The sequence below is a fragment of the Pseudomonas sp. FGI182 genome (genome assembly GCF_000511325.1).
Taxonomy (GTDB): Bacteria; Pseudomonadota; Gammaproteobacteria; order Pseudomonadales; family Pseudomonadaceae; genus Aquipseudomonas; species Aquipseudomonas putida_Z.
In genome coordinates this window covers 2,393,438-2,415,863 of record NZ_CP007012.1, presented here as the reverse complement: position 1 = coordinate 2,415,863, position 22,426 = coordinate 2,393,438, and the positions used below count along the sequence as shown (strand labels likewise).

Sequence of the window (22,426 nt, the reverse complement as noted above, 5' to 3'; positions counted from 1 at the left end):
ATGATTCACGGCAAGACACTGCAAGCATGGTGCAGCTCCCACCCCCTGATCGAAGACCTGGTGGCCCTGCGCGAAACCCGTTGGTTCAACCCGCACATCGCTCCTGCCGCCCAGGCCCTGGCCGATGTCGGCCTCAGCGCCGCCGATGTCAGTGCCGCCAGTGCCCGCCTGGCACGCTTTGCCCCCTACCTGGCCAGCGTGTTCCCGGATACCGCTGCCACCGGCGGCATCATCGAGTCGCCACTGCGCCCGCTGCCCACCCTGCACGCCACCTTGCTGCAGGCAGCGGGCCTGCCAGCCAGCGGCTCACTCTGGCTCAAGGCCGACAGCGAGCTGCCGATCTCCGGTTCGATCAAGGCCCGCGGTGGCATTCATGAAGTGCTCAAGCATGCCGAAGACCTTGCCCTGGCAGCCGGCCTGATCAGCCTCGACAGCGATTACCGGGAACTGGCCAGCGACCAGGCCCGGCAATTCTTCAGCCAGTACAAGGTTGCGGTCGGCTCGACCGGCAACCTCGGGCTGTCGATCGGCATCATGAGCGCCAGGCTGGGCTTTCAGGCCACCGTGCACATGTCGGCCGATGCCCGCCAGTGGAAGAAGGACAAACTGCGCGCCCATGGCGTGAAGGTGGTCGAGTACGAAAGCGACTACAGCGTGGCAGTGGAGCAAGGGCGCCAGCAGGCGGCGGCGGACCCGAGCTGCTACTTCGTCGACGACGAGAACTCGCCACACCTGTTCCTCGGCTATGCCGTGGCGGCCGAGCGGCTGGCCGTCCAGTTCGAGGCCGCGGGCATCAAGGTGGATGCCGAGCACCCGCTGTTCGTCTACCTGCCCTGCGGGGTCGGCGGCGGCCCGGGTGGCGTGGCGTTCGGCCTGAAGCTGATCTGGGGCGACCATGTGCACTGCATCTTCGCCGAGCCCACCCACTCGCCCTGCATGTTCCTGGGGGTGTATAGCGGTTTGCATGACGCCACCAGCGTGCAGGATTTCGGCATCGACAACCTGACCGCCGCCGACGGCCTGGCGGTGGGCCGCCCTTCCGGCTTTGTCGGCAAGTCGATGCAGCGTTTGCTCGATGGTTATTACACGGTCAGCGACGAGGCGCTGTACCGGCTGTTGGTGCTGGCCCATGACCAGGAGAACGCGCGGCTGGAGCCTTCGGCGCTGGCGGGGATGCCGGGCATGGTCAAGGTGCTTGAAGCGCCTGAGTACCTGACGCGCATGGGCCTGTCGGCTGGGCGCATGGAGCGGGCCACGCACCTGGTGTGGGGGACCGGTGGCAGCATGGTGCCGGAGGCAGAGTTCGCGGCCTATCTGGCCAAAGGAAGGGGCTGAGGAATCGTCTCTGCTTTTGATGTCTGTAGGAGCGGCCTTGTGTCGCGATGGGGCGCGCAGCAGCCCCACATTTTCAGCTTCGCCGCTAATTTCGCCAGGGCTGCTTTGCAGCCCTTTCGCGACACAAGGCCGCTCCTACACAAAGCGGGTGTTGCAGGTAGGCTCTACCCCGGCAGGCTATAACGCTCGGCAAAGTACTGCCGGAAAAAGTCCACCGCCACCCGCACCTTGGCCGAGCTGGCCAGCGGCGTGGTGTACACCGCCCAGATATCCGCCGGCTGGTGATAGTCCTCCAGCACCTGCACCAGGCGCCCGTCCTGCAGGCTGTCGTGCACATCCCACCAGGACCGCAGCAATATCCCGCGCCCGTCCAGGCACCACTGGTGCGCCACTTCGCCATGGTTGCTTGACAAACCGCCGGTCACCCGCACCCCCTCCTCACCCTCCGGGCCCATCAGCTGCCACACGCCAAACGGGTGGTCGCGCTCCTTGATCACCAGGCAGTCATGACTGGCCAGGTCGCCCAGCACCTTGGGCGTGCCGCGCCGGGCCAGGTACGCCGGCGCGGCGCACAGCACCCGGCGGTTGCGCGCCAGCGGCTTGGCAATCAGGTTGGGGGCGATGGCGTTGCCCACGCGGATATCCAGGTCGACGCCTTCGGCGATCAGGTCCACCAGGCGGTCATGCACGTCCAGGCGAATGTCCAGCCGCGGGTAGCGCTCGGCCAGCTCCGACAAGGCTGGCGCCACGAAGCGCCGGCCCAGGCCCAGGCTGCTGGCGATGCGCAGTTGCCCGGCCGGCTCGCGGTGCTGGGCGCTGATGTCATCACCCATGCGCTGCACCGCATCGAAAATCTGCAACGCCCACTGGTACACCCGCTCGCCCTCCTCGCTCACCGTCACCCGCCGGGTGGTGCGGTGCAACAGGCGTACTTCCAGGGTTTGCTCGAGCATGCGAATGCGCTTGCTGATGTACGCCGCCGACATGCCCAGCTCATCGGCCACGGCCGCGAAGCTGGCGCGCCTGGCCACTTGCAGGAAGATGTTGAGGTCGTCGAGGTTAGGCAGATTATTCACGTAGCGTGTTCCAAGAATCCATGAATGGCTAGATTATCTCCGGATCAAGCCCTTATAGCATGGCCAGCACCTGTTCCCTAGACAACGAGTGCACCCCATGAGCAAGACTTTCAGAATTGCGGCAATCCCCGGCGATGGCATCGGCAACGAAGTACTGCCTGAAGGCATTCGCGTGGTCGAGGCCGCTGCGCGCAAGCACGGCCTGGACATCAGCTTCGAGTTCTTCGAGTGGGCCAGCTGCGATTACTACCTGGCCCACGGCAAGATGATGCCGGACGACTGGTTCGAACAGCTCAAAGGTTTCGACGCCCTGTACTTCGGCGCAGTGGGCTGGCCTGACAAGGTACCGGACCACATCTCCCTGTGGGGTTCACTGCTCAAGTTCCGCCGCGACTTCGACCAGTACGTGAACATCCGCCCGGTGCGCCTGTTCCCCGGCGTACCTTGCCCACTGGCTGGCCGTGAGCCAGGTGACATCGACTTCGTGGTCATTCGCGAGAACACCGAGGGCGAGTACTCGTCGCTGGGCGGGCGCATGTTCGAAGGCACCGAGAACGAGTTCGTGCTGCAGGAGTCGGTGTTCACCCGCCGCGGCGTCGACCGCATCCTCAAGTACGCCTTCGATGTGGCCCAGACCCGCCAGCGCAAGCATGTCACCTCGGCCACCAAGTCCAACGGCATGGCCGTGAGCATGCCGTACTGGGACGAGCGCACGGCGGCGATGGCTGCCAATTATCCGGAAATCAGCTGGGACAAGCAGCACATCGATATCCTCTGCGCGCGCTTCGTGCTGCAACCGGACCGTTTCGACGTGGTGGTGGCCTCGAACCTGTTCGGCGACATCCTCTCCGACCTCGGCCCAGCCTGCGCCGGCACCATCGGCATCGCGCCATCGGCCAACCTCAACCCCGAGCGCAAGTTCCCGTCGCTGTTCGAACCGGTGCACGGTTCGGCGCCGGACATCTACGGCAAGAACATCGCCAACCCGATCGCGATGATCTGGTCCGGTGCGCTGATGCTCGACTTCCTCGGCAACGACGGCGCCGACCCGCGCTATCGCGCCGCCCACGACGACATCCTCAAGGCCATCGAGCAGGTCATCGCCGCCGGTGACGTGACCCGCGACATGGGCGGGCAGCAATCCACCCAGCAAGTGGGCCAGGCAATTACCGCGCTGGTCGAGGCCTGATCCACCAGGGCCGATTGTCAGAAGTGTCTGACAATCGGCCCTTTGGCTCTTGCGAGCGGCGTGGATTGTATGCAAAATCTGTTAACCATTAGATATTCGTAAACCATAGGTTAACGACCAAGGAAGGAGTGGTACTGCAACACCCCGGATGCCTGCCGGGTAAAACAAGTACGCCAACGTCCCAGGAGACGATGATGTCGCACAAGAATAAAAAGATTGATGTGTTCCTGATTACCGTGAGCCTGATTGCCGTGCTGCTCACCGTGATCGGCCTTGCAGCCTTCCCCGCCCAGGCGGAAAGCGCCGCCAACCAGTTGTTCGAACTGTCCACCCGCACCTTCGGTACCAGCGTGCAGGTGCTGGTGTTCGGCAGTACCCTGGCCGTGCTGTACCTGGCCTTCAGCAAGTACGGCAACATCCGCCTGGGCAGCGGCAAGCCCGAATACGCCACCGCTACCTGGGTGTTCATGTTCATCTGCGCCGGCATGGGCTCGTCGACCCTGTACTGGGGCGTGATGGAATGGGCCTACTACTACCAGACCCCAGGCCTGAACATCGCCGCGGCCAGCCCCAAGGCGCTCGAGTACAGCGTTGGCTACTCGTTCTTCCACTGGGGCATCAGCGCCTGGTCGATCTATGCCCTGGCCTCGCTGGCCATGGCCTACCACTTCCATGTGCGCAAGAAGAGCGGCCTGAACCTGGCCTCGATCGTCGAAGCGGTGACCGGCTTCAAGGCTACCGGGCCGGTAGGCCGTAGCGTCGACCTGATCTTCCTGCTGACCATGATGGGCGCGCTGACCGTGTCGCTGGCCCTCACCGCCTCCACCCTCACCCGCGGCCTGCACGACCTGGCCGGCACCCCGGACACCTTCACCGTGCAGTTGCTGGTGATCGGTGGCGTGGCAGTGATGTTCTCGCTCAGTTCCTACATCGGCATCGATGGCGGCCTGCAGCGCCTGAGCAAGATGGTGTGCATCGGCGCGCTGGTGTTCGCCGCGGTGATCCTGCTGGTCGGCCCGACCCAGTTCACCATCAACAACACCGCCAACTCGATTGGCCTGATGATCCAGAACTACGTGCACATGAGCCTGTTCACCGACCCGGCCGGCGACGGTGCCTTCACCCGCAACTGGACGGTGTTCTACTGGCTGTGGTGGGTGTCGTACGCACCAGGCGTGGCCATGTTCGTGACCCGCGTTTCGCGCGGCCGGCAGATCAAGGAAGTGGTGCTGGCCCTGCTGCTGGGTGGCAGCTTCGGTTGCTGGTTCTTCTTCGGCGCACTGGAAAGCTACAGCATGCACCAGTTCATCACCGGTGCGGTGGATGTACCGAAGATGCTCGCCGAACAAGGCGGCGAATCGGCCGTGACCCACCTGCTGCTGGCGTTGCCATGGGGCCAGGTGTTCCTCGGTGTGTACCTGTTCATCATGGCCATCTTCTGTGCCTCGCACATGGATGCCGCAGCCTATGCGGTAGCCGCCACCAGCACCCGCAACCTGCGTGAAGGCGACGACCCGACACCGACCCACCGCCTGTTCTGGTGCGTGGTACTGACCCTGGTGCCACTGGCCATGCTGTTCGCCAAGGCCTCGCTGTCGACCATGAAGACCGCCGTGGTGCTGACCGCCATCCCGTTCATGGTGATCCTGCTGGTGAAGATCTACGGCTTCTTCAAGTGGATGATCGCCGACTACGGCCAGGTATCGGCCCACCTGATCGACGAAGAAGCGGCCCGCATGGCTGGCGAAGAGCCAACCGAGCAGGCCCCGCGCAGCGCCGCTGCGGTGCACTGACCGATGCTGTAGAAGCGAGCTTGCTCGCGATGGGGCTGCCAGGCAGCCCCAGGATAGCTGCAAATTTTTTTGCCTGATCTGTTAACCAACAGATACGCGTTAACCAATAAATACAAACCGAGCTTGTGAGAAACCTGTCATGAACGACTTCAAACGCCTGCCCGCCGATTTCTGCGCGAACGCCGACGAGGCCTTCACCATCCCCGCCAATTTCTACACCCAGGCCGCGGTGTTCGAGCACGAGAAGGAAGCGATCTTCGCTCGCAGCTGGATCTGCGTGGGCCACCGTAGTGAAGTGGAAGAGAACAACGCTTACATCACCCGCGAAGTGATTGGCGAAAGCATCATCGTCGTACGTGGCCGTGACAGCGTGCTGCGCGCGTTCTACAACGTCTGCCCGCACCGCGGCCACCAGCTGCTCAGCGGCAGCGGCAAGGCCAAGAACGTCATCACCTGCCCGTACCACGCCTGGACCTTCAAGCTCGACGGCGAACTCGCCCACGCCCGCAACTGCGACAACGTGGTCAACTTCGACAAGGAAAACTCCACCCTGGTGCAGCTGCGCGTAGAGGAATACGCCGGTTTCATCTTCATCAACATGGACATGGACGCAGGCTCGGTAGAAGACCAGTTGCCAGGCATGCAGGCACGCATGCGTGAAGCCTGCGCGGTGATCGACGACCTGCACCTGGCCGCGCGCTTCGTCAGCGACACCCCGGCCAACTGGAAGTCGATCGTCGACAACTACCTGGAGTGCTACCACTGCGCCCCTGCCCACCCGGGCTTCTCCGACTCGGTGGACGTTGGCCAGTACAGCCACAGCCTGCACGGCAACTGGACCCTGCAATACGGCCTGGCCAAGCCTTCGGAGCAGTCGTTCAAGTTCGACGAGAATGTGAAAGACCCATCGTTCGCCGGTTTCTGGGCCTGGCCTTGCACCATGTTCAACGTGCCGCCAGGAGCCAACTTCATGACCGTGATCTACGAGTTCCCGGTCGATGCCGAAACCACCCTGCAGCACTACGACATCTACTTCCTCAACAAGGACATCAGCGAGGAGCAGCAGAAGCTGATCGACTGGTACCGCGAAGTGTTCCGCCCGGAAGACCTGCGCCTGGTCGAAAGCGTGCAGAAGGGCCTGAAGTCCCGTGGCTACCGTGGCCAGGGCCGGATCATGGCCGACCGCGAGCGCAGCGGCATGAGCGAACACGGCATTGCCCACTTCCACAACCTGATCGCCGTGGCCCACCTCGACGATTGATGGCAACCGCTCCACGTTTTTTGCACGTAAAGGTGCGCGGCAGGGCCTGCCGCGCACCCAGGCAGTCGAGGTGAACCATGGCCAACACATATGAAATGTTCAGCGTGCACGTTACTGCAGTGGAACAAGCCACGCCGCTGATCAAGCGCTTTACCCTGGCCCGCGAAGACGGCATGGCGATGCCCGCCTTCACCGGTGGCAGCCACGTCATCGTGCAGATGCACGGCACCGACGGCAGCCAGTTCAGCAACGCCTACTCGTTGATGAGCGACCCGCGCGACACCCGCAGCTACCAGATTGGCGTGCGCCTGGAGGAGCAGTCCAAGGGCGGCTCGGCGTTCATGCACCAGCAGGTGGAAGTGGGCACCCGCCTGACCATTTCCTCGCCCAACAACCTGTTCGCGCTGGACCCGACCGCCGGCCGCCATGTGCTGATTGCCGGCGGCATCGGCATTACCCCGTTCCTGGCGCAACTGCATGAACTGGAAGGCGCCAGTGCCGACTACGAACTGCACTATGCCTTCCGCGCGCCGGAGCACGGGGCGTTCCAGGACCAGCTGGCCAACGGCCCGCACGCCGCCAACACCCGTTTCTACATCGACAGCCTCGACCGCAAGCTCGACCTGGCCGCCCTGTGCGCGGGGCTGGACGAGCAGGCGCACCTGTACGTGTGCGGCCCCAAACCACTGATCGACGCGGTCATCGCCTGCGCCGCCCAGGCCGGCATTGCCGAGCACCGCGTGCATTGGGAACAGTTTGCCGCCACTCCGGTCACCGGCAGTGCCTTTACCGTGGTGCTGGCGCAGTCGGGTGTGGAGCTGCAGGTGGAAGAAGGCATGACCATCCTGCAGGCCATCGAGAAGTCCAAAGCCGCCAAGGTCGAGTGCCTGTGCCGCGAAGGCGTGTGCGGCACCTGCGAGACGGCCATCCTCGAGGGTGAAGCCGAGCATTACGACCAGTACCTGAGCGACGAAGAAAAGGCTGCCCAGCAGAGCATCATGCTGTGCGTCTCGCGTGCTCGTACTGCCCGCTTGGTACTCGACTTGTAATTACCCGCAGTTGACGCGCCCTCTGTAGGAGCGGCCTTGTGTCGCGATGGGGCGCGCAGCGGCCCCAGGATCTCTGCCATGGCACAGATCGCCGGGGCCGCTGCGCGCCCCATCGCGACACAAGGCCGCTCCTACAGGGATTCGCAACTCTCTCAGTACCGTCAACCAAAAGTTGACAGCTTGGGTATACTGGCAGGCTCTTGGCCCAGATCAGGACACCCTGCCGATGTTGGAAAACAGCTTCGCCTTCCGCCTCAAGGAACTGCTCGAGCATCACAAGCTGACCCTGCAAGCCGTGGGCACGGCCTTGGGCATTTCGCGCACCGCGGTGCACAAGTGGACCCGTGGCGGCGAGATCGACTACGACAACCTGCGCAAGCTGGCCGACTTTCTCAAGGTCAACTGGATCTGGCTGCGCTATGGCGACGAGGCGCTGCAGAACATCCAGCAACCACAGGTGGTCGAGCTGCCGATGACCGACCTGCGCCGGCGCCTGACTGCCGAGATCATGGAAAGCGAAACGCGCATGAAGCTGGCCCAGGAAGGCGCACGCATCGTCACCTGGGAATGGAACCTGATCAGCGACGAAGTCACCTACTCGCCCAATGTCGAACAGGTGTATGGCTGGCCGGTGCACCACAACGAAGACTTCTGGAAACACCTGCCGGGCGAAGACGTGCAGCGCATGCAGGCGATGTATGCCGAGGCAGTGGCCAAGGGCAGCGGCTGCGAGTGCGACTTCCGCATCACCCGCCCCGACGGTGAAGTACGCTGGATCTCCTCCCGCGCCACGGTGGTACGCGACAGCGCCGGGCGATCGGTGAAGATGGTCGGCATCAGCATGGACAACACCGAGCGCCAGATGGCCCAGCAGGCCTTGAGCCAAAGCGAGGAACGCTTTCGCACGATCTTCGAGCTGGCCTGGGGGGCCCTCGCCTACATCGACCCCGACGGCACCTGGCAACGGGTCAACAACAGCCTGTGCGAGCTGCTGGGCTACCGTGCCGAGGAGCTGTACGGCATGACCTTCCAGCAGATCACCCACGCCGATGACCTGGCGCAGAACCTGCAATTGCTGCAGCGCATGCTGGCCGGCGAAACCGAGCGTTACGAAGTGGAAAAACGCGTACGCCACAAGAACGGCGAGTACATCTGGGTACGCGCCCGCACCTCGCTGCAACGTCGCGACAACGGCGAGCCGGAGCACCTGATCAGCGTGTTCGAAGACATCAGCGCCGAGCGCCAGGAACATGAACGGCTGCAGGCGCATATTGCCGCGCTGGAGGCCCGCCTGGCTGCTTCGTGACAAGGCTTACCCGAAAACCCAAGTCTGTCGCGATCCGTGTGGGAGCGGGTTCACCCGCGAACACGGGCGAAGCCCGTGCCATCCACCGCGGTGCCTGCTTCGCGGGTGAACCCGCTCCCACAGGGACCGCGCCAGCTTTCAGATTTGAGTAAGGCAGTTGCTCCTTTGCTGCCAGGCCGGCAGGCGATCGCCGCGCAGCCAGTCGATAAACCGCGCAAACAACTCCGACTGCGAATTGATCTCCAGCTTCAGGTACAGATTCTTGCGGTGCATGCGCACGGTTTCCGGCGAGATGCCCAGCTCCAGCGCGGTGGACTTCACCGAATGCCCACGCAGAATCATGTGCGCCACCTCCCGTTCACGGTCGGTCAGCACCTGGCAGCCGAAACTGTCGAACGCCGCCTGCAGGCTGCCACGCTCCACCGATGCGGGGCCGGGCTCCAGATGGTGCCGGGCGTAGCGCCCCAGCAGCTCGCGTACCATCGGCTCCAGCGCACGCAGCAGGTCGATCTGCCCTGTACTCAGGCGCGTGCCGCTGCAGCCCTGGAACAGGCTCAGCGACAACTTGCGGCCAGCGCTGAGGTCGACGATGTAGTAGCTGTCTTCACTGCAGCCGGTACCCAGGTAATAGGCCTTGTAGTAGTCGCTGTCGAAGAAATTGTCCGGGGCGATTTCCTGCAGGTGGTAGAAGCCCTCGGCCAGGCCGCTCTGCACGGCCAGGCAGAACGGATCGAGCAGGTAGCCGGCAGTGAAGTAGCGCTCCAGCACGGCAGCGCGGTGCAGGTCGGGGATGCCTTGCTGGTACAGCAGTTGCGGTGCCCGCCCCTGGCACTCGAGGCTGATCATCATCGATTCCACCTGCACCAGCTGGCCGATGGCGGCCGCCACATGCGCCAGCGCCTCGGGCGTTTCGCTGTGGGCCAGTGCGCGCTGCAGCGCCGCATGCCATTGCTGCAGCGCGCCCAGTGAAAGGGTAAGCGGGGTGTCGGGAGAGGCCTGGGTCATGCCCGGCAGTCTAGCCTGCCAGGCACGCCCGCGCACAGCCCTTTGCGCCAGGTTCATCGGCCCTGGTACAGGCCAAGCGCCGTGAGTTCGCGCGCGGTTTCGATGATGCACTGGCGCAGGGTTTCGACGATCTCGTCCACCTGCGCATGGGTGACGATCAACGGCGGCGACATCACGTTCAGGTGCATGATCGGCCGCACCAGCAGCCCTTTGGCCTGGGCCTTGCTATGGATGCGTTCGCCGATGTTCACCTCGTCGGCGAACAGCGCCTTGCTGGCCTTGTCGGCAACGAACTCGACACAGGCCATCAGCTTCATGCAGCGTACATCCCCCACCAGCGGCAGCTCGCGCAGGCTTTGCAGGCGCTGCTCCAGGTAGCCGCCAACGTCCTTGACGTGCGCCAGCAAATGCTCGCGCTCGATGATCTCGATGTTCTTCAGCGCCGCGGTGCAGCACACCGGGTGGCCGCTGTAGGTGAAGCCGTGGGTGAAGCAGCGGCCCTTGCCCGGCTCGGCGATCACCTGCCAGATGCGCTCGGAGAAGATGCACGCCCCCAGCGGCAGGTAGGCCGAGGTCAGGCCCTTGGCGGTAGTGATGATGTCGGGGGTTACGCCGAACAGTTCCTCGCTGGCGAAGAAGGTGCCCAGGCGCCCGAACGAGGTCACCACTTCGTCGGCGACGAACAGGATGTCGTAGGTCTGGCACAGCTGCCACATGCGCTGGAAGTAGCCCTTGGGCGGAATGATCACCCCGCCCGAGCCCATGATCGGCTCGGCGAAGAACGCCGCCACGTTATCGGCCCCCAGCGAGAGGATCTTGTCCTCGAACTCGGCCACCAGGAAGTCGAGGAACTCGGCCTCGTCCATGTCGTGCGGGGCGCGGTACGGGTTGGGGCTGGACACGTGGTGGATCAGGTCGTGGTGATAATCGAACTCCGCCACCCGGTCAGCGGCCTTGTTGCCGATCGACATGGTCAGCGTGGTGGAGCCGTGGTAGGCGTTGTAGCGGGCGATGATGTGCTTCTTGTGCGGCTTGCCACGGCAGTTCTGGTAGTACTGGATCAGCCGGTAGGCAGTGTCGACCGCGGTCGAGCCGCCGGTGGTGAGGAACACGCGGTTCAGGTCACCCGGCGCCAGCTGCGCAAGTTTCTGGCACAGCTCGATGGCCACATCGTTGGCCATGTCGGAGAACGGGTTGGAATAGGCCAGCTGGCGTACCTGGTCAGCGATGGCCAGGGCCATTTCCTCGCGCCCCAGGCCAATGTTGGTGCACCACATGCCGCCGACGGCATCGAGGAAGCGGTTGCCGTGGGTATCGCGGATGTAGGCGCCCTCGCCGGCAACGATGTTCAGCGCGCCTTGCTCGCGGTGCTCGTCGAACACGTGGTAGCCGTGCATGTAGTGGGCCTTGTCGGCTTCCACCAGCGGGTCGTGGGCAATGGCGAATGCTTTGCTTGGGGTGGCCATGGGCATCTCCTTGGCAGTGATCGTTGGGCAGTGTTCAGAAACCGGTCTTGACCGTGCTCCAGACCCGGGTGATGGCGCGCATGTCCTTCGGGCTCTGGGTTTTCTGCGCGAACAGGCGCTCGCGGGTTTGCGCGTCGGGGTAGATGGCCGGGTCCTGGCGGATCTCGTCGCGCACCAGCGCGGTGGCGGCGGCGTTGCTGTTGGCGTAGTGGATGTAGTCGGTGACCTTGGCCATGGTCTGCGGCTGCAGCAGGAACTCGATGAAGCGGTGGGCATTGGCCGCGTGCGGCGCATCCTTGGGGATGTACAGGTTGTCGAACCAGATCAGCGAGCCTTCCTGGGGGATGAAGAACGACAGCTTGATGTCCTTCTTCGCTTCCACCGCGCGGGCCTGGGCGGTGGCGTAGTCGCCGGACCAGGTCAGGGCCAGGCAGACATCGCCGTTGGGCAGGCTGGTGAGGTAATTGACCGAGTCGAACTTGCGAATGTACGGGCGAATGCCCAGCAGCAGTTGTTCGGCCGCCTTGAGGTCGGCCGGCGATGCGCTGCGTGGGTCCTTGCCCAGGTACTGCAGGGCCAGCGGGATGACTTCGGTCGGCGCGTCCATCAGGGTGACGCCACAGTCGGCGAAGCGCGAGACGATACTGGGGTCGAACAGCATGGCCAGCGAGCCGATGGGGGCATCGGGCATGCGCGCGGTGATCTTGTCGACGTTGTAGGTTACCCCCGAGCTGCCCCAGGTGTAGGGCGCCGAGTATTTCAGGCCGGGGTCGTAGCCTTGCAGGTTGTTCACCACCTGCTGGTCGAGGTTGTGCCAGCTGGGCAGTTGCTGCTTGTCCAGCGCCTGGAATACCCCGGCGCTGATCAGCGGGGGAACCAGGGAAGCGTTGAGCATGACCAGGTCGTAGCCGGAGCGGCCGGTGAGCAGTTTGGTCTGTACCGTTTCGTAGCCGTCGAAGGTGTCGTAGATGACCTTGATGCCGGTGGCCTTCTCGAAGTCGGCCAGGGTGGTTTCGCCGATATAGTCGGTCCAGTTGTACAACCGCAACGTGTTACCGCTGTCCACCTCTGCCGCCTGGGCCAGGCTGGCGCCAGACGCCAGCAGCAGACCGCCAATCACCTTCAGTACCTTGCGCATGGCAACTCCATCGTGTGAGTGCTCGGGATCGAGCCGATGGGGGCACTATCGAGGGATTTGCCGAAGGGGGACATACCCCGAATGTGTGGGTGGTCGTTTTTTGGCAGAATGTCGTATGCCGACAGAATTCTGGGGCTGCTTTGCAGCCCTTTCGCGACACAAGGCCGCTCCTACAGGGTACGCGGATCCTGTAGGAGCGGCCTTGTGTCGCGATGGGCCGCAACGCGGCCCCAGTGGTTCGAGCAAAAGGTCACGCCAGCGGATACAACGCCTCATCAAACTGCTCAAGACGCGGGAAAACCAGTGGCTGGTCGTCCGAGAGCTGCTCCAGGCGCTGCCGGTACTGCTGCAAAAACGCCTGCCGCGCCTCGTCACTGATGTACGGCACATGCCAGGCCACGAACGGCGGCAGCACCTCGAACCCCACGTAGGCCAGCGTGCCGCGCAAGATCGGCCGCAGCATGTCTTCCAGCGGCCCATGAATCGCCCCGTCGCCAAACATGTGCTCGCGCCCGCCCAGGGTCACGGTCACCAGCGCTTTCTTGCCCGCCAACCCGCCCTGGTCGTAGAAGCGCTTGCCGCCATAGCACACCCCCGACACCAGCACCCGGTCGATCCAGCCCTTGAGCATGGCCGGCGCCGAGAACCAGAAGATCGGGAAGTTCAGCACCAGCAAGTCGGCCCACAGCAGCTTGTCCAGCTCCTGCTGGATATCCGCGGCAATGGCACCACGCTTCACCCCCTGGCGCTGCTCCAGGGCATACACCAGGTACTCGGGGTTCTCGCGCTGGCTGAAGTCATCGGCACTGGCCACCGGGTTCCAGCCCATGGCGTACAGGTCGCTGACCTGCACCTGGTGGCCCTGGGCGCGGAAGGTTTCCACGGCCTGGTCACGCAGGGCAGCCGTGAACGATTGCGGCTCGGGGTGAGCGTGGACGATCAGTACATTCACAAACATTCTCCTCACACAAAACAGGTTGTCTTCCAGCTGTGGCTCAGCACTGCACCGCTTTCACCTCGACAAACTCGGCCAGGCCCTCCTCGCCCCACTCGCGCCCGTTGCCCGACTGCTTGTAGCCACCAAACGGTGCCTGGTAGTTGAACCCGCCACCGTTGATGAAGCACTGCCCGGCGCGTATCTGCCGCGCAAGGGCCAGGCCGTGCTCGCGGCTACCGGCCCACACCGCGCTGGACAGGCCGAACGGCGAATCGTTGGCCAGGGCCAGCGCCTGGGCCTCGTCGGCATAGGGGATCAGGCACAGCACCGGGCCGAAGATTTCCTCCTGGGCGATGCGCATGCGGTTGTCGACATCGGCGAACAACGTCGGCGCCACGTAGAAGCCGCGCTCGAAGCCGGCCGGCGTATCACCGCCGCACAGCAGGCGCGCGCCCTCTTCCTGCCCCAGGCGAATGTAGTCGAGCACGGTGCGCCGCTGGCCTGCCGAACACATCGGCCCGAGGAAGCTGGCAGGGTCACGCGGGTCGCCCATGACCAGCGCACGGGTCTCGGCCTCGGCAATCTCCAGCGCCTCGGCGTAGCGGCTGGCCGGCAGCAGCATGCGGGTCAAGGCCGTGCAGGTCTGCCCCGAGTTGATCATCACATCCTGCACGCCATGGCGCACCGCCGCGTGTAAGTCGGTGTCGGCGGTGATCAGCAGCGGCGACTTGCCGCCCAGCTCAAGGCACACCCGCTTCACCGTCGGCGCGGCCGCCTGGGCCACGCGCACCCCGGCGCCGGTGGAGCCGGTGAACGACACCATGTCCACCTGCGGGTGCCGGGCCAGGGCCTCGCCGACCTTGGCCCCCGGCCCGCTGACCAGGTTGAATACCCCGGCCGGCAGGCCGATGGCCTCGATCATCTCGGCCAGCAGGAACGCATGCAGCGGTGTTTCCTGGCTGGGCTTGACCACCACCGTGCAGCCGGCAGCCAGGGCCGGCGCCAGCTTGCCGATCATCTGGTGCAGCGGGTAGTTCCACGGGTTGATGAACGCGCACACGCCAACGGCCTCGCGGTACACCAGCGAGTTGCCGACTTCGCGCACTTCATCCATCAGCCCGGCCAGTTCGGCGTACTGCTCCAGCCCGGCAATCGGGCCCTCGACCTGTACCGCCTGGCACCACTGCACCGGCATGCCCAGCTCATCGGTGATGAGCGAGGCCATTTCCGCCGCACGGCTTTTCAGCTGTGCGGCCAGCGCCGTTATGAACCCGGCACGTACGCTGGACGGCGTGCGCGACCAGCCATCGAAGGCCCGCCGCGCAGCCATCACTGCCCGTTCGACATCGGCCTCGGCGCCCAGCGGCACGCGGCCGATGGCCTGTTCGGTGGCCGGGTCGATCACCTCGGCCATGCCCTGCCCGCTCGGTACCTGCCAGGCGCCGTCGATGTAAAGCCGCGCATACTCACGCATGGGCCTGCCCCTGCATCAGTGCGGCGGCGCAGCGGGCGATGCGCCGGCAAGCGTCGGCCAAGGCCTCGTCACCCAATACCAGGCCCAGGCGGATATGCCCGGCAGCGCTGGGGCCGAAGGCTTCGCCAGCGAGCACCGACACGCCCTGGCTGTCGAGCAGGCGATCGGCGAAGGCCTGGGCGCTGAGGCCGGTCTCACGGATGTCGACCATCACGAACATACCGCCATCGGGCTTGAGCACCTTGATGCCCGGGCAGTCGGCCAACTGCTCGCACACCAGGTCGCGACGCTGGCGATAGGCTTCGCGCATGACATCCAGTTCCGGGAGTTGTTGCTCCAGCGCCACCACGGCGGCGTCCTGGATGAAGTCCGGCGAGCCGTACAGCATGCACAGGGCGAGGTTTTCCAGGTGGGTGGCAAGCTCGGTCGAACCGACCACCCAGCCCATCCGCCAACCGGTCATGGCATGCGACTTCGACAGGCTGTTGAGGGTGGCGGTGCGCTCGGCCATGCCCGGCAGGCTGCCAGGGCTGACATGCTCGCCGTCGTACAACAGCTCGCTGTACACCTCATCGGAAATCAGCCACAGATCGTGGGCGATGCACAGCTCGGCCAGCGCTTCCCAGGTGGCGCGCGGCAGGCTCGCCCCCGAGGGGTTGTGCGGGCTGTTCAGGGCCAGGGCGCGGGTGCGCGGGGTGATGCGCGCGGCCACGTCACGCGGGCACACGCGAAAGCCGTTCTCCGGCTTGACCGGCACCGGCACCACCTTGGCGCCACAGGCCCCGAACACCGCCTCGTAGGTCACGTACATGGGCTCGGCGACAATCACCTCGTCACCCGGGTCGAGCACGCACTGGGCCACGCAGTACAGCGCGCACTGGGCACCCGCCAGCACCGTCACCTGGTCAGCATCGACGGCCTGGCCGCTGCGCTGGCGGTGGCGGTTGGCGATGGCCTGGCGCAGCGCCAGCTTGCCGCGCACATCGGCGTAATGGGTGTGACCCGCCCGCAGGCTGTCGATGGCCGCCTCGACGATCGGCGCGGGGGTGTCGAAGTCCGGGTCCCCCACCGACAGCAGCAGGATATCCTTGCCCTCGGCCTGCAGCGCCAGGGCGCGGTAGTGGATGTCCCAGGCCGCAGCCCCGTCGCCGGCGATGCGTTGAGTGAGCTTGGCGTAGCGCATGGCAATCTCCCTTCATTGGCGGTTTCAGTCGACGAGAATCTTCGGGTTGGAACTGCCCCATACGGTGTACAGGTCGGCGAGCAGCGCGCCGTTGATTTCTTCCATTTCGGCCTGGGTGATTTCACCCCCGGCCTGTTTGCCGAACAGCACCACTTCGTTGCCACCCTTCACATCGGGGAAGTCGGTGACATCGACCATCAACGTGTTCATCGACACCTTGCCCACCACCGGCACACGGTGGCCGTTGATCAGCACATGGCCCTTGTTGGTGAACACCCGGCGGTAGCCATCGGAGTAGCCGACGGTGATGTTCGCCAGGCGCGAATCACGCGCCAGGGTGAAGGTGCGGTCATAGCCGACGGTGTTGCCTGCCGGGTAGCTGTGCACCGCTGCCACGTGCGACTTGAACTGCATGGCACGTTGGTATTCGGTGTGCGTCGGCACGGTGTCGCCGAACAGCGCGCCGCCGGTGCGCACCATGTCCAGGCGCGCTTCCGGCACTTCCAGCGTAGCGAAGGAGTTGGCGGCGTGCAGGGTGAGCTTGCTGCGATCAAGTTTCGCGTGCTTGATCAGCCAGTCGGTCTGCTCGTTGAACGCTGCCAGGCCTTTGCGCACATCGTCCTTGTCTTCCACGGCGAAGTGGGTCATCAGCGCGACCAGCTCGAGGTGCTTCTGGTCGGTGATCTGCAGCGCTTCACCCCGGCCGGACCAGGTGGTCATTTCCACGCCGTTGCGGCTCATGCCACTGGAATTGAGCGCCATGTGAATGCGCAGGGTCTTGCCGTGGCGTTCGGCGATGGCATCGAGCTGGCGGGCGAACTCGGCGCTGCCGACCAGTTCTTCCATGTCGTACTGCAAGGCATCTTCCACTTCGCTGAGGCTGGCCAGGCGTACCCGCACCAGTTGCCCGGTGAAGCCGCTGGCGCGAACCACGCGGGCCTCCTCGTTGCTGGCCACCGCCACGCAAGGCACGCCCTGGGCGATGATCGACGGCATCACCAGGCCGATACCGTGGCCATAGGCGTCGGCCTTGAGCACGGCGCACAGCTTGGACTTGCCGCCCAGCTCGGCCTGCAAGGTACGGATGTTGTGTTGCAGCGCGCCGGCACTGATTTCGACCCAGGCGTTGCTGTTCTGCACGGTCAGGGCCGTGGTGCCGTTGTCCATCGACAGGGGTGGTGCGGCGTACAGCGGGGCCTGGCCGGTGATCAGCAGAGCGAGGGATGCAGCCAGGAGGGTACGGCGAAATGGCATGGTGGTTTCTCTTGTTGTTCGTGGTGTCTGCCGCTTAGCAGACGCAGGTGTGTTTGAGTTCGATAAAGGTGACGCCGGGGGTGGCGAAACCGCTGGCCAGATCGGCCTGCAGCGCGTCCAGGTCACGCGGCTGGCGCACCGCGCAACCGAAGGCGCGGGCCAGGCCGATGAAGTCCGGGTTGCGCGGCAGTACGCCGACCGGCTCGATGTCCAGGCCGAGCATGTCGTCGCGGATCTGGCCGAGGGCGTCATTGTTCCACAACAGCACGACCAGCGGCCGGTCCAGTTCCTCGACTGCCGTGGCCAGTTCCTGGGCGGTGTAGAGGAAGCCGCCGTCGCCCACCAGCACCAGGCCGGGGCGGTGGTCGCTGGCGAACATGCCGCCGATGCCGGCCGGCAGGCCGTAGCCGAGGGTGCCGTAGCCGGTGGGGTGCAGCCAGCTGCGCGGCGCCCGGCTGGCGAAGGCGTAGTTGCCGGTGTAGGCCAGCTGGGTCATGTCGCTGCTGATGAAGGCATCGTCGGGCAGCACGGCGGCAATGCGGTCGAGGATTGCCTGGTGCACGGCCTGCAGCGGCGCATGCCCGCTGCGAATGGCCTGGCGCAGGTTGGCCACCGCTTCGCTGGCCTGGGCCGGGTCACGGTCCAGCGCTGGCAGGTGCTCGAGCAGGCCGACCAGGGTTTGCCGGGCATCACCGTGCAGGGCTATGGCACAGGGGTAGAAGTCGTTGAACTTGCGCGGGTCGATGTCCACGCGCAGCAGCTCGCCGCTGATCGGCAGGCGCTCGCGCCAGAAGTCGGTGTCGGCCATTTCGGTACCCACTGCCAGCACCACGTCGGCCTGGCTGATCAGCTGCCAGCCGGGCTCGACGCACAGGCTGGCGCCGGCATTCAGTGGCGCGTCCGCTGGCAGCAGGCCCTTGCCGGCCACGCTGGTGAACAATGGCGCTGCCAGCCGCGTGCTCAGCTGCTGCAGCTGCTCGGCCGCGTGCAATGCCCCACCACCGGCAATGATCATCGGCCGCTTGGCGGCGGCCAGCTTCACGGCTGCCTGGTCGAGGATGTCGCGGCACGGCTGGCCACGCCCGGGGCGGCGCACCACCTCAGCGCTCCAGTCACGGCTGACCGGCGCGGCCAGTACGTCCAGCGGCACCGAGATGTGCACCGGGCGCGGCCGTTCGCTGTCGAACACGGCCCAGGCACGAGCGATCAGCTCGGGCAGGTCGTCGCCGCGCAGGGCCACGGCAGAGAACGCGGTAATCGGCGCGGTCATGGCGCGCTGGTCCTGGGTTTCGTGCAGGCAGCCCCAGCCCTTGCCCAGGCTGGCAGTGTGGTTGACGCTGGAAATCACCAGCATCGGGATGGAGTCGGCATAGGCCTGGCCGATGGCGGTGGCGGCATTGGTCACGCCCGGGCCGGTGATGACGAAGCACACCCCCGGTTTGCCGCTTACCCGTGCATAGCCGTCGGCCATGAAGCCGGCGCCCTGCTCGTGGCGGGTCAGCACATGGCGGATGCCGCTGCCCGGCAGGCCGCGGTACAGCTCCAGGGTGTGCACGCCGGGGATGCCGAATACCGTCTCCACGCCGTAGTTGGCCAGCAGGCGCACCAACGCCTGGCCGGCGGTCGGGGTGTGCTTATTCATGTCGTTCTCCTTGCGCCTGGCCGAGACGGATCAGCGCGTCGACCGCGGTGGTGCCGTGGGCACCGACCATCAATGGGTTCACATCCAGCTCCAGCAGTTGCCCGGCGTTTTCGCAGGCGTAGTCGGCCACCGCGCGGATAGCCGCAACCAGTGCGTCGAGGTCGGCGGCCGGGCGGCCACGGAAGCCTTGCAGCAGGCTGGCGCTGCGCAGGCCGAGCAGCGCGCTGCGGATGGCATCGTCGGTGGTCGGCAGCAACAGGCTGACGCTGTCCTTGAGCAGCTCGACCAGCACGCCACCGGCACCGATCACCAGGGCCAGGGCGAAGTCGTGCTCGCGCTTGATGCCGACGATCAGTTCGGCCAGCGGCGGCTCGGCCATCGGTTCGAGCAGCACCTGGTCGAACGCTACCTGCGGGGCGTAGGCGGCGATGCGCTGGCGCATCTGCACCAGCGCAACCTCGAGGGCGGCGGCATCGCGCAGGTTCAGCGCCACCGCACCGGCTTCGGTCTTGTGCGGCAGTTGCGCGCTGACCGCCTTCAATACCAACGGGTAGCCGACGCGGGCAGCATCTGCCACAGCGCGCTCGGGTGTGCTCAGCACCCCTGCCGGTACCGGCAGGCCGAAGGCACGCAGGGCTTGTTTGGATTGCCATTCGTCCAGCAGGTGGCTCTCGCCCCCAAGGGCCTGCGGGCACAGCGGCACCCGGGCGGCCTCACCCTGTTCCAGCAGCCGCTGGCGGTTGCGCTGGTAGGCGACGATGCGCCCCCAGGCTGCCAGGCCATCCTCCACGCCCTGCAGGGCGGCGATGCCACGCGCGTGCAAACGCTCGCGCGCGCAGGCGGGCAACAGCTCCGGGAATGCCGAGGTGACGAAGCCGATCTTGCCGTGGCGCTCCAGTGCATCGCAGTACAGCGCCAGCAGCAGGTCGCATTCCTTGCGTTCGCCGGTGAACGCCGCCGGGTAGTCCAGCACCAGCATGGCCGCGTCGGCTGCGCCGCTCAGGGTGCTGTCGAGCATGCGTTGCAGGGCCGCTGCATCACCCCAGATGGCAGTGGTGAAATCCAGCGGGTTGACCAGGTTGGCATAGGCCGGCAGCACCTCGGCCAACTGCGCCACCTGCCCTTGTGCAAGCTTCGGCAGGACCAGCTGGTTGCGCTCGGCATAGTCGGCGATCAAGCCGGCATCGCCACCGGAACAAGCCAGGGCGATCAGCTCGCCATTCACCGGCAGGCGGCCACAGGCGGCGGCCTTGAGCGTTTCAACGAAGCTCACCGGGCCACTGACGCGGATCACACCCAGGCGCTGGAACAGGCTGTCGTACAAGGCATCGGAGCCGGACAGCGAGCTGGTGTGGCTGAGCGCCAGTTCGGCGCCGATCTGCGACACGCCGGTCTTCAACGCAATGATCGGCGTGCCCTGCTGCAATGCCTTGCAGGCAGCACGGGCGAAGCCCGGCACGTTCTTCAGGCCTTCCAGGTGCAGGCCGATGGCGGTTACCCGTGGGTCGTCGAGCAGCACGTCCATCAGCTCGGCCACGCCCAGTTGCGCCTGGTTGCCGACCGAGGCCATGTAGGCCACCGGCAGCGAGCGGTCGCTCATCGACAGGTTGTAGGCGAAGTTGCCGCTCTGGGTGAGGATCGCCACGCCCTTCTCCACCTGCTGGCCACCATGGGCCACCGGCCACAACGCAGCGCCGTGCAGGTAGTCGAGCAGGCCGTAGCAGTTGGGGCCGAGCAAGGCCATGTTGCCGGCGGCGGCGAGCAAGCGCTGCTGCAGCTGGCGGCCCTCTTCACCGCTTTCGGCAAAGCCCGAGGCATAGCAGATGGCGCCACCGGCGCCGCGTGCGGCCAGCTCGGCAACGCACTGCAGGGTCAGTTCGCGGTTGGTGGCGATGAACACCGCGTCCGGGGCATGGGGCAAGTCGGCCACCCGTGCCACACAGGGGATACCTTCGAGGCTGTCATGCTGCGGGTTGACCAGCCACAGCTCGCCGCCAAAGCCACCTTCGGCGCAGCGCTTGAGCGCCCGCGCCATGCTGCGCCCGCCGACGAAGGCCAGGTGCCGGGGGGCCAGCAGGCGCTTGAGGTTGTCACGAATCGAATGCGACATGAGTGTTCTCCTGGCGTTTAGCGCAGCAGCGGGCGCAGCAGTTCGCGGGCGATGATGTGCCGCTGGATTTCCGAGGTGCCTTCCCAGATGCGCTCGATGCGTGCGTTGCGCCAGATGCGCTCGACCGGCCCTTCATCCATCAGGCCCATGCCACCGAAGATCTGCACGGCTTCGTCGGCAACCTTGCCCAGCACCTCGCTGGCGAACAGCTTGGCCATGCCGGCCTCGCCGTCGGTCATGCTGCCCTGGTCCATCTTCCAGGCGGTGTGCAGGGTGAGCATTTCCGCAGCGCGAATCTGCGTGGCCATGTCGGCCAGCTTGAACGAAACCCCCTGGTAGCTGCCGATGGCCTGGCCGAACTGCTTGCGGTCGGCGGCCCATTGCAGCGACAGGTCGAGGGCACGCTGGGCCTGGCCCACGCAGTTGGCGGCGACCATCACCCGGCCGGCGGTGAGCCAGGCGTTGGCCACCTCCCAGCCCTTGCCGACCTCGCCCAGCACCTTGCTGGCCGGCACCCGGCAGTCGTCGAAGAACAGCTCGTAGGTGTGGTAGCCACGGTTGCTCACGCACTTGGGGCCACGGCGGATGGTCATGCCCGGCGTGCCCCGGTCGACCAGGAAGGCCGTTACCGCGTTGCGCTTGCGCCCGTTGTGCTCGTAGGTGTCGGTGACGGCGAAGACGATGGCGAAATCGGCGTGGCCGGCATGGCTGATGAAGTGCTTGCTGCCGTTGATGACGAAGTCGTCACCCTGGCGCACGGCACGGGTCTTGATGGCGTTGGCATCGGAGCCGGCGCCCGGCTCGGTGAGAGCGAAGCAGTCGATCTTCTCGCCCTGCACGCAGGGCAACAGGTAGTCGTTGATCTGCTCGTCCTTGCAGGCCATGAGGATTTTCGATGGCCGCGCGACGAACACGTGCAGGGCCCAGGACACCTTGGACAGTTCGCGCTCGATCAGCGCCTGGGACAGATAGTCCAGGCCACCGCCGCCGACCTCCTCGGGCATGTTGAAGGCATAGAACCCGGCGGCGATGGCCTTGCCGCGGATCTGCGCAGCCAGCTCGGGCGACACGGCATCGGCGCGGTCCACCGCCTCCTCATGGGGCAGCAGCTCCTTGGCAACAAAGCTGCGTACCGCTTCCACCAACATTTCTTGTTCTTGGGTCAGTTGGAAATTCATCTGCGAAGGTCCTGGTGAGGGTCGGTTATC

17 protein-coding genes are annotated in these 22,426 nt (G+C 65.4%); 6 read left to right on the top strand and 11 right to left on the bottom strand.

Annotated features, from left to right (window positions below):
* Positions 1 to 1,335 (top strand): D-serine ammonia-lyase, encoded by a 1,335-nt coding sequence (locus tag C163_RS10705; RefSeq protein WP_025338758.1) that lies wholly within the window; start codon positions 1 to 3, stop codon positions 1,333 to 1,335.
* Between the two features lie 164 nt (positions 1,336 to 1,499).
* Here the strand turns inward: C163_RS10705 and C163_RS10700 are convergent, their stop codons facing one another.
* Positions 1,500 to 2,411, bottom strand: a complete 912-nt coding sequence (locus C163_RS10700; RefSeq protein WP_025338757.1) for a LysR substrate-binding domain-containing protein — start codon at positions 2,409 to 2,411, stop codon at positions 1,500 to 1,502.
* 97 nt (positions 2,412 to 2,508) lie between these two features.
* Here C163_RS10700 and C163_RS10695 point away from each other — a divergent pair, with 97 nt between their 5' ends.
* The 5 genes from C163_RS10695 (at position 2,509) to C163_RS10675 (ending at position 9,009) form a co-directional block, all read left to right on the top strand.
* The gene (locus C163_RS10695; protein WP_025338756.1) at positions 2,509 to 3,600 is read left to right on the top strand and encodes a tartrate dehydrogenase; all 1,092 of its coding nucleotides are present in this window, start codon (positions 2,509 to 2,511) and stop codon (positions 3,598 to 3,600) included.
* Positions 3,601 to 3,794: 194 nt separating this feature from the next.
* Positions 3,795 to 5,393, top strand: coding sequence for a BCCT family transporter (locus C163_RS10690; protein ID WP_025338755.1), 1,599 nt, complete (start codon positions 3,795 to 3,797; stop codon positions 5,391 to 5,393).
* A 139-nt stretch (positions 5,394 to 5,532) separates the two neighbouring features.
* The gene (locus C163_RS10685; protein ID WP_025338754.1) at positions 5,533 to 6,654 is read left to right on the top strand and encodes an aromatic ring-hydroxylating dioxygenase subunit alpha; all 1,122 of its coding nucleotides are present in this window, start codon (positions 5,533 to 5,535) and stop codon (positions 6,652 to 6,654) included.
* Positions 6,655 to 6,731: 77 nt separating this feature from the next.
* Positions 6,732 to 7,703, top strand: a complete 972-nt coding sequence (locus C163_RS10680; RefSeq protein WP_025338753.1) for a PDR/VanB family oxidoreductase — start codon at positions 6,732 to 6,734, stop codon at positions 7,701 to 7,703.
* A 226-nt stretch (positions 7,704 to 7,929) separates the two neighbouring features.
* The gene (locus tag C163_RS10675) at positions 7,930 to 9,009 is read left to right on the top strand and encodes a helix-turn-helix transcriptional regulator (RefSeq protein ID WP_025338752.1); all 1,080 of its coding nucleotides are present in this window, start codon (positions 7,930 to 7,932) and stop codon (positions 9,007 to 9,009) included.
* A gap of 138 nt (positions 9,010 to 9,147) precedes the next feature.
* Here the strand turns inward: C163_RS10675 and C163_RS10670 are convergent, their stop codons facing one another.
* The 10 genes from C163_RS10670 to C163_RS10625 form a co-directional block, all read right to left on the bottom strand.
* Positions 9,148 to 10,014 carry a LuxR C-terminal-related transcriptional regulator gene (locus C163_RS10670; protein ID WP_025338751.1) on the bottom strand — a complete coding sequence of 289 codons (867 nt, stop codon included), beginning with the start codon at positions 10,012 to 10,014 and terminating at the stop codon, positions 9,148 to 9,150.
* 53 nt (positions 10,015 to 10,067) lie between these two features.
* Positions 10,068 to 11,480 (bottom strand): aminotransferase, encoded by a 1,413-nt coding sequence (locus tag C163_RS10665; protein WP_025338750.1) that lies wholly within the window; start codon positions 11,478 to 11,480, stop codon positions 10,068 to 10,070.
* A 34-nt stretch (positions 11,481 to 11,514) separates the two neighbouring features.
* Positions 11,515 to 12,618, bottom strand: a complete 1,104-nt coding sequence (locus tag C163_RS10660; RefSeq protein WP_025338749.1) for a polyamine ABC transporter substrate-binding protein — start codon at positions 12,616 to 12,618, stop codon at positions 11,515 to 11,517.
* A 250-nt stretch (positions 12,619 to 12,868) separates the two neighbouring features.
* On the bottom strand, positions 12,869 to 13,570 hold the full coding sequence (locus tag C163_RS10655; protein WP_025338748.1) for an NAD(P)H-dependent oxidoreductase: 702 nt from the start codon (positions 13,568 to 13,570) through the stop codon (positions 12,869 to 12,871).
* A 43-nt stretch (positions 13,571 to 13,613) separates the two neighbouring features.
* A complete protein-coding gene (locus tag C163_RS10650; RefSeq protein ID WP_025338747.1) occupies positions 13,614 to 15,029 on the bottom strand; it encodes an aldehyde dehydrogenase family protein in 1,416 nt (471 codons plus the stop codon).
* A complete protein-coding gene (locus tag C163_RS10645; protein WP_025338746.1) occupies positions 15,022 to 16,212 on the bottom strand; it encodes a pyridoxal phosphate-dependent aminotransferase in 1,191 nt (396 codons plus the stop codon). The genes C163_RS10650 and C163_RS10645 overlap by 8 nt, the downstream gene beginning before the upstream one ends.
* A gap of 24 nt (positions 16,213 to 16,236) precedes the next feature.
* Positions 16,237 to 17,466: an alanine racemase gene (alr, locus tag C163_RS10640; RefSeq protein ID WP_025338745.1), complete on the bottom strand. Its 1,230-nt coding sequence runs from the start codon at positions 17,464 to 17,466 to the stop codon at positions 16,237 to 16,239.
* Between the two features lie 34 nt (positions 17,467 to 17,500).
* Positions 17,501 to 19,108 (bottom strand): 5-guanidino-2-oxopentanoate decarboxylase, encoded by a 1,608-nt coding sequence (locus tag C163_RS10635; RefSeq protein WP_025338744.1) that lies wholly within the window; start codon positions 19,106 to 19,108, stop codon positions 17,501 to 17,503.
* Positions 19,101 to 21,218 carry an acetate--CoA ligase family protein gene (locus C163_RS10630; protein WP_025338743.1) on the bottom strand — a complete coding sequence of 706 codons (2,118 nt, stop codon included), beginning with the start codon at positions 21,216 to 21,218 and terminating at the stop codon, positions 19,101 to 19,103. Before C163_RS10630 ends, C163_RS10635 begins: the two co-directional genes overlap by 8 nt.
* A 17-nt stretch (positions 21,219 to 21,235) precedes the next feature.
* On the bottom strand, positions 21,236 to 22,396 hold the full coding sequence (locus tag C163_RS10625; RefSeq protein WP_015270769.1) for an acyl-CoA dehydrogenase family protein: 1,161 nt from the start codon (positions 22,394 to 22,396) through the stop codon (positions 21,236 to 21,238).
* Between the last annotated feature and the right edge of the window lie 30 nt (positions 22,397 to 22,426).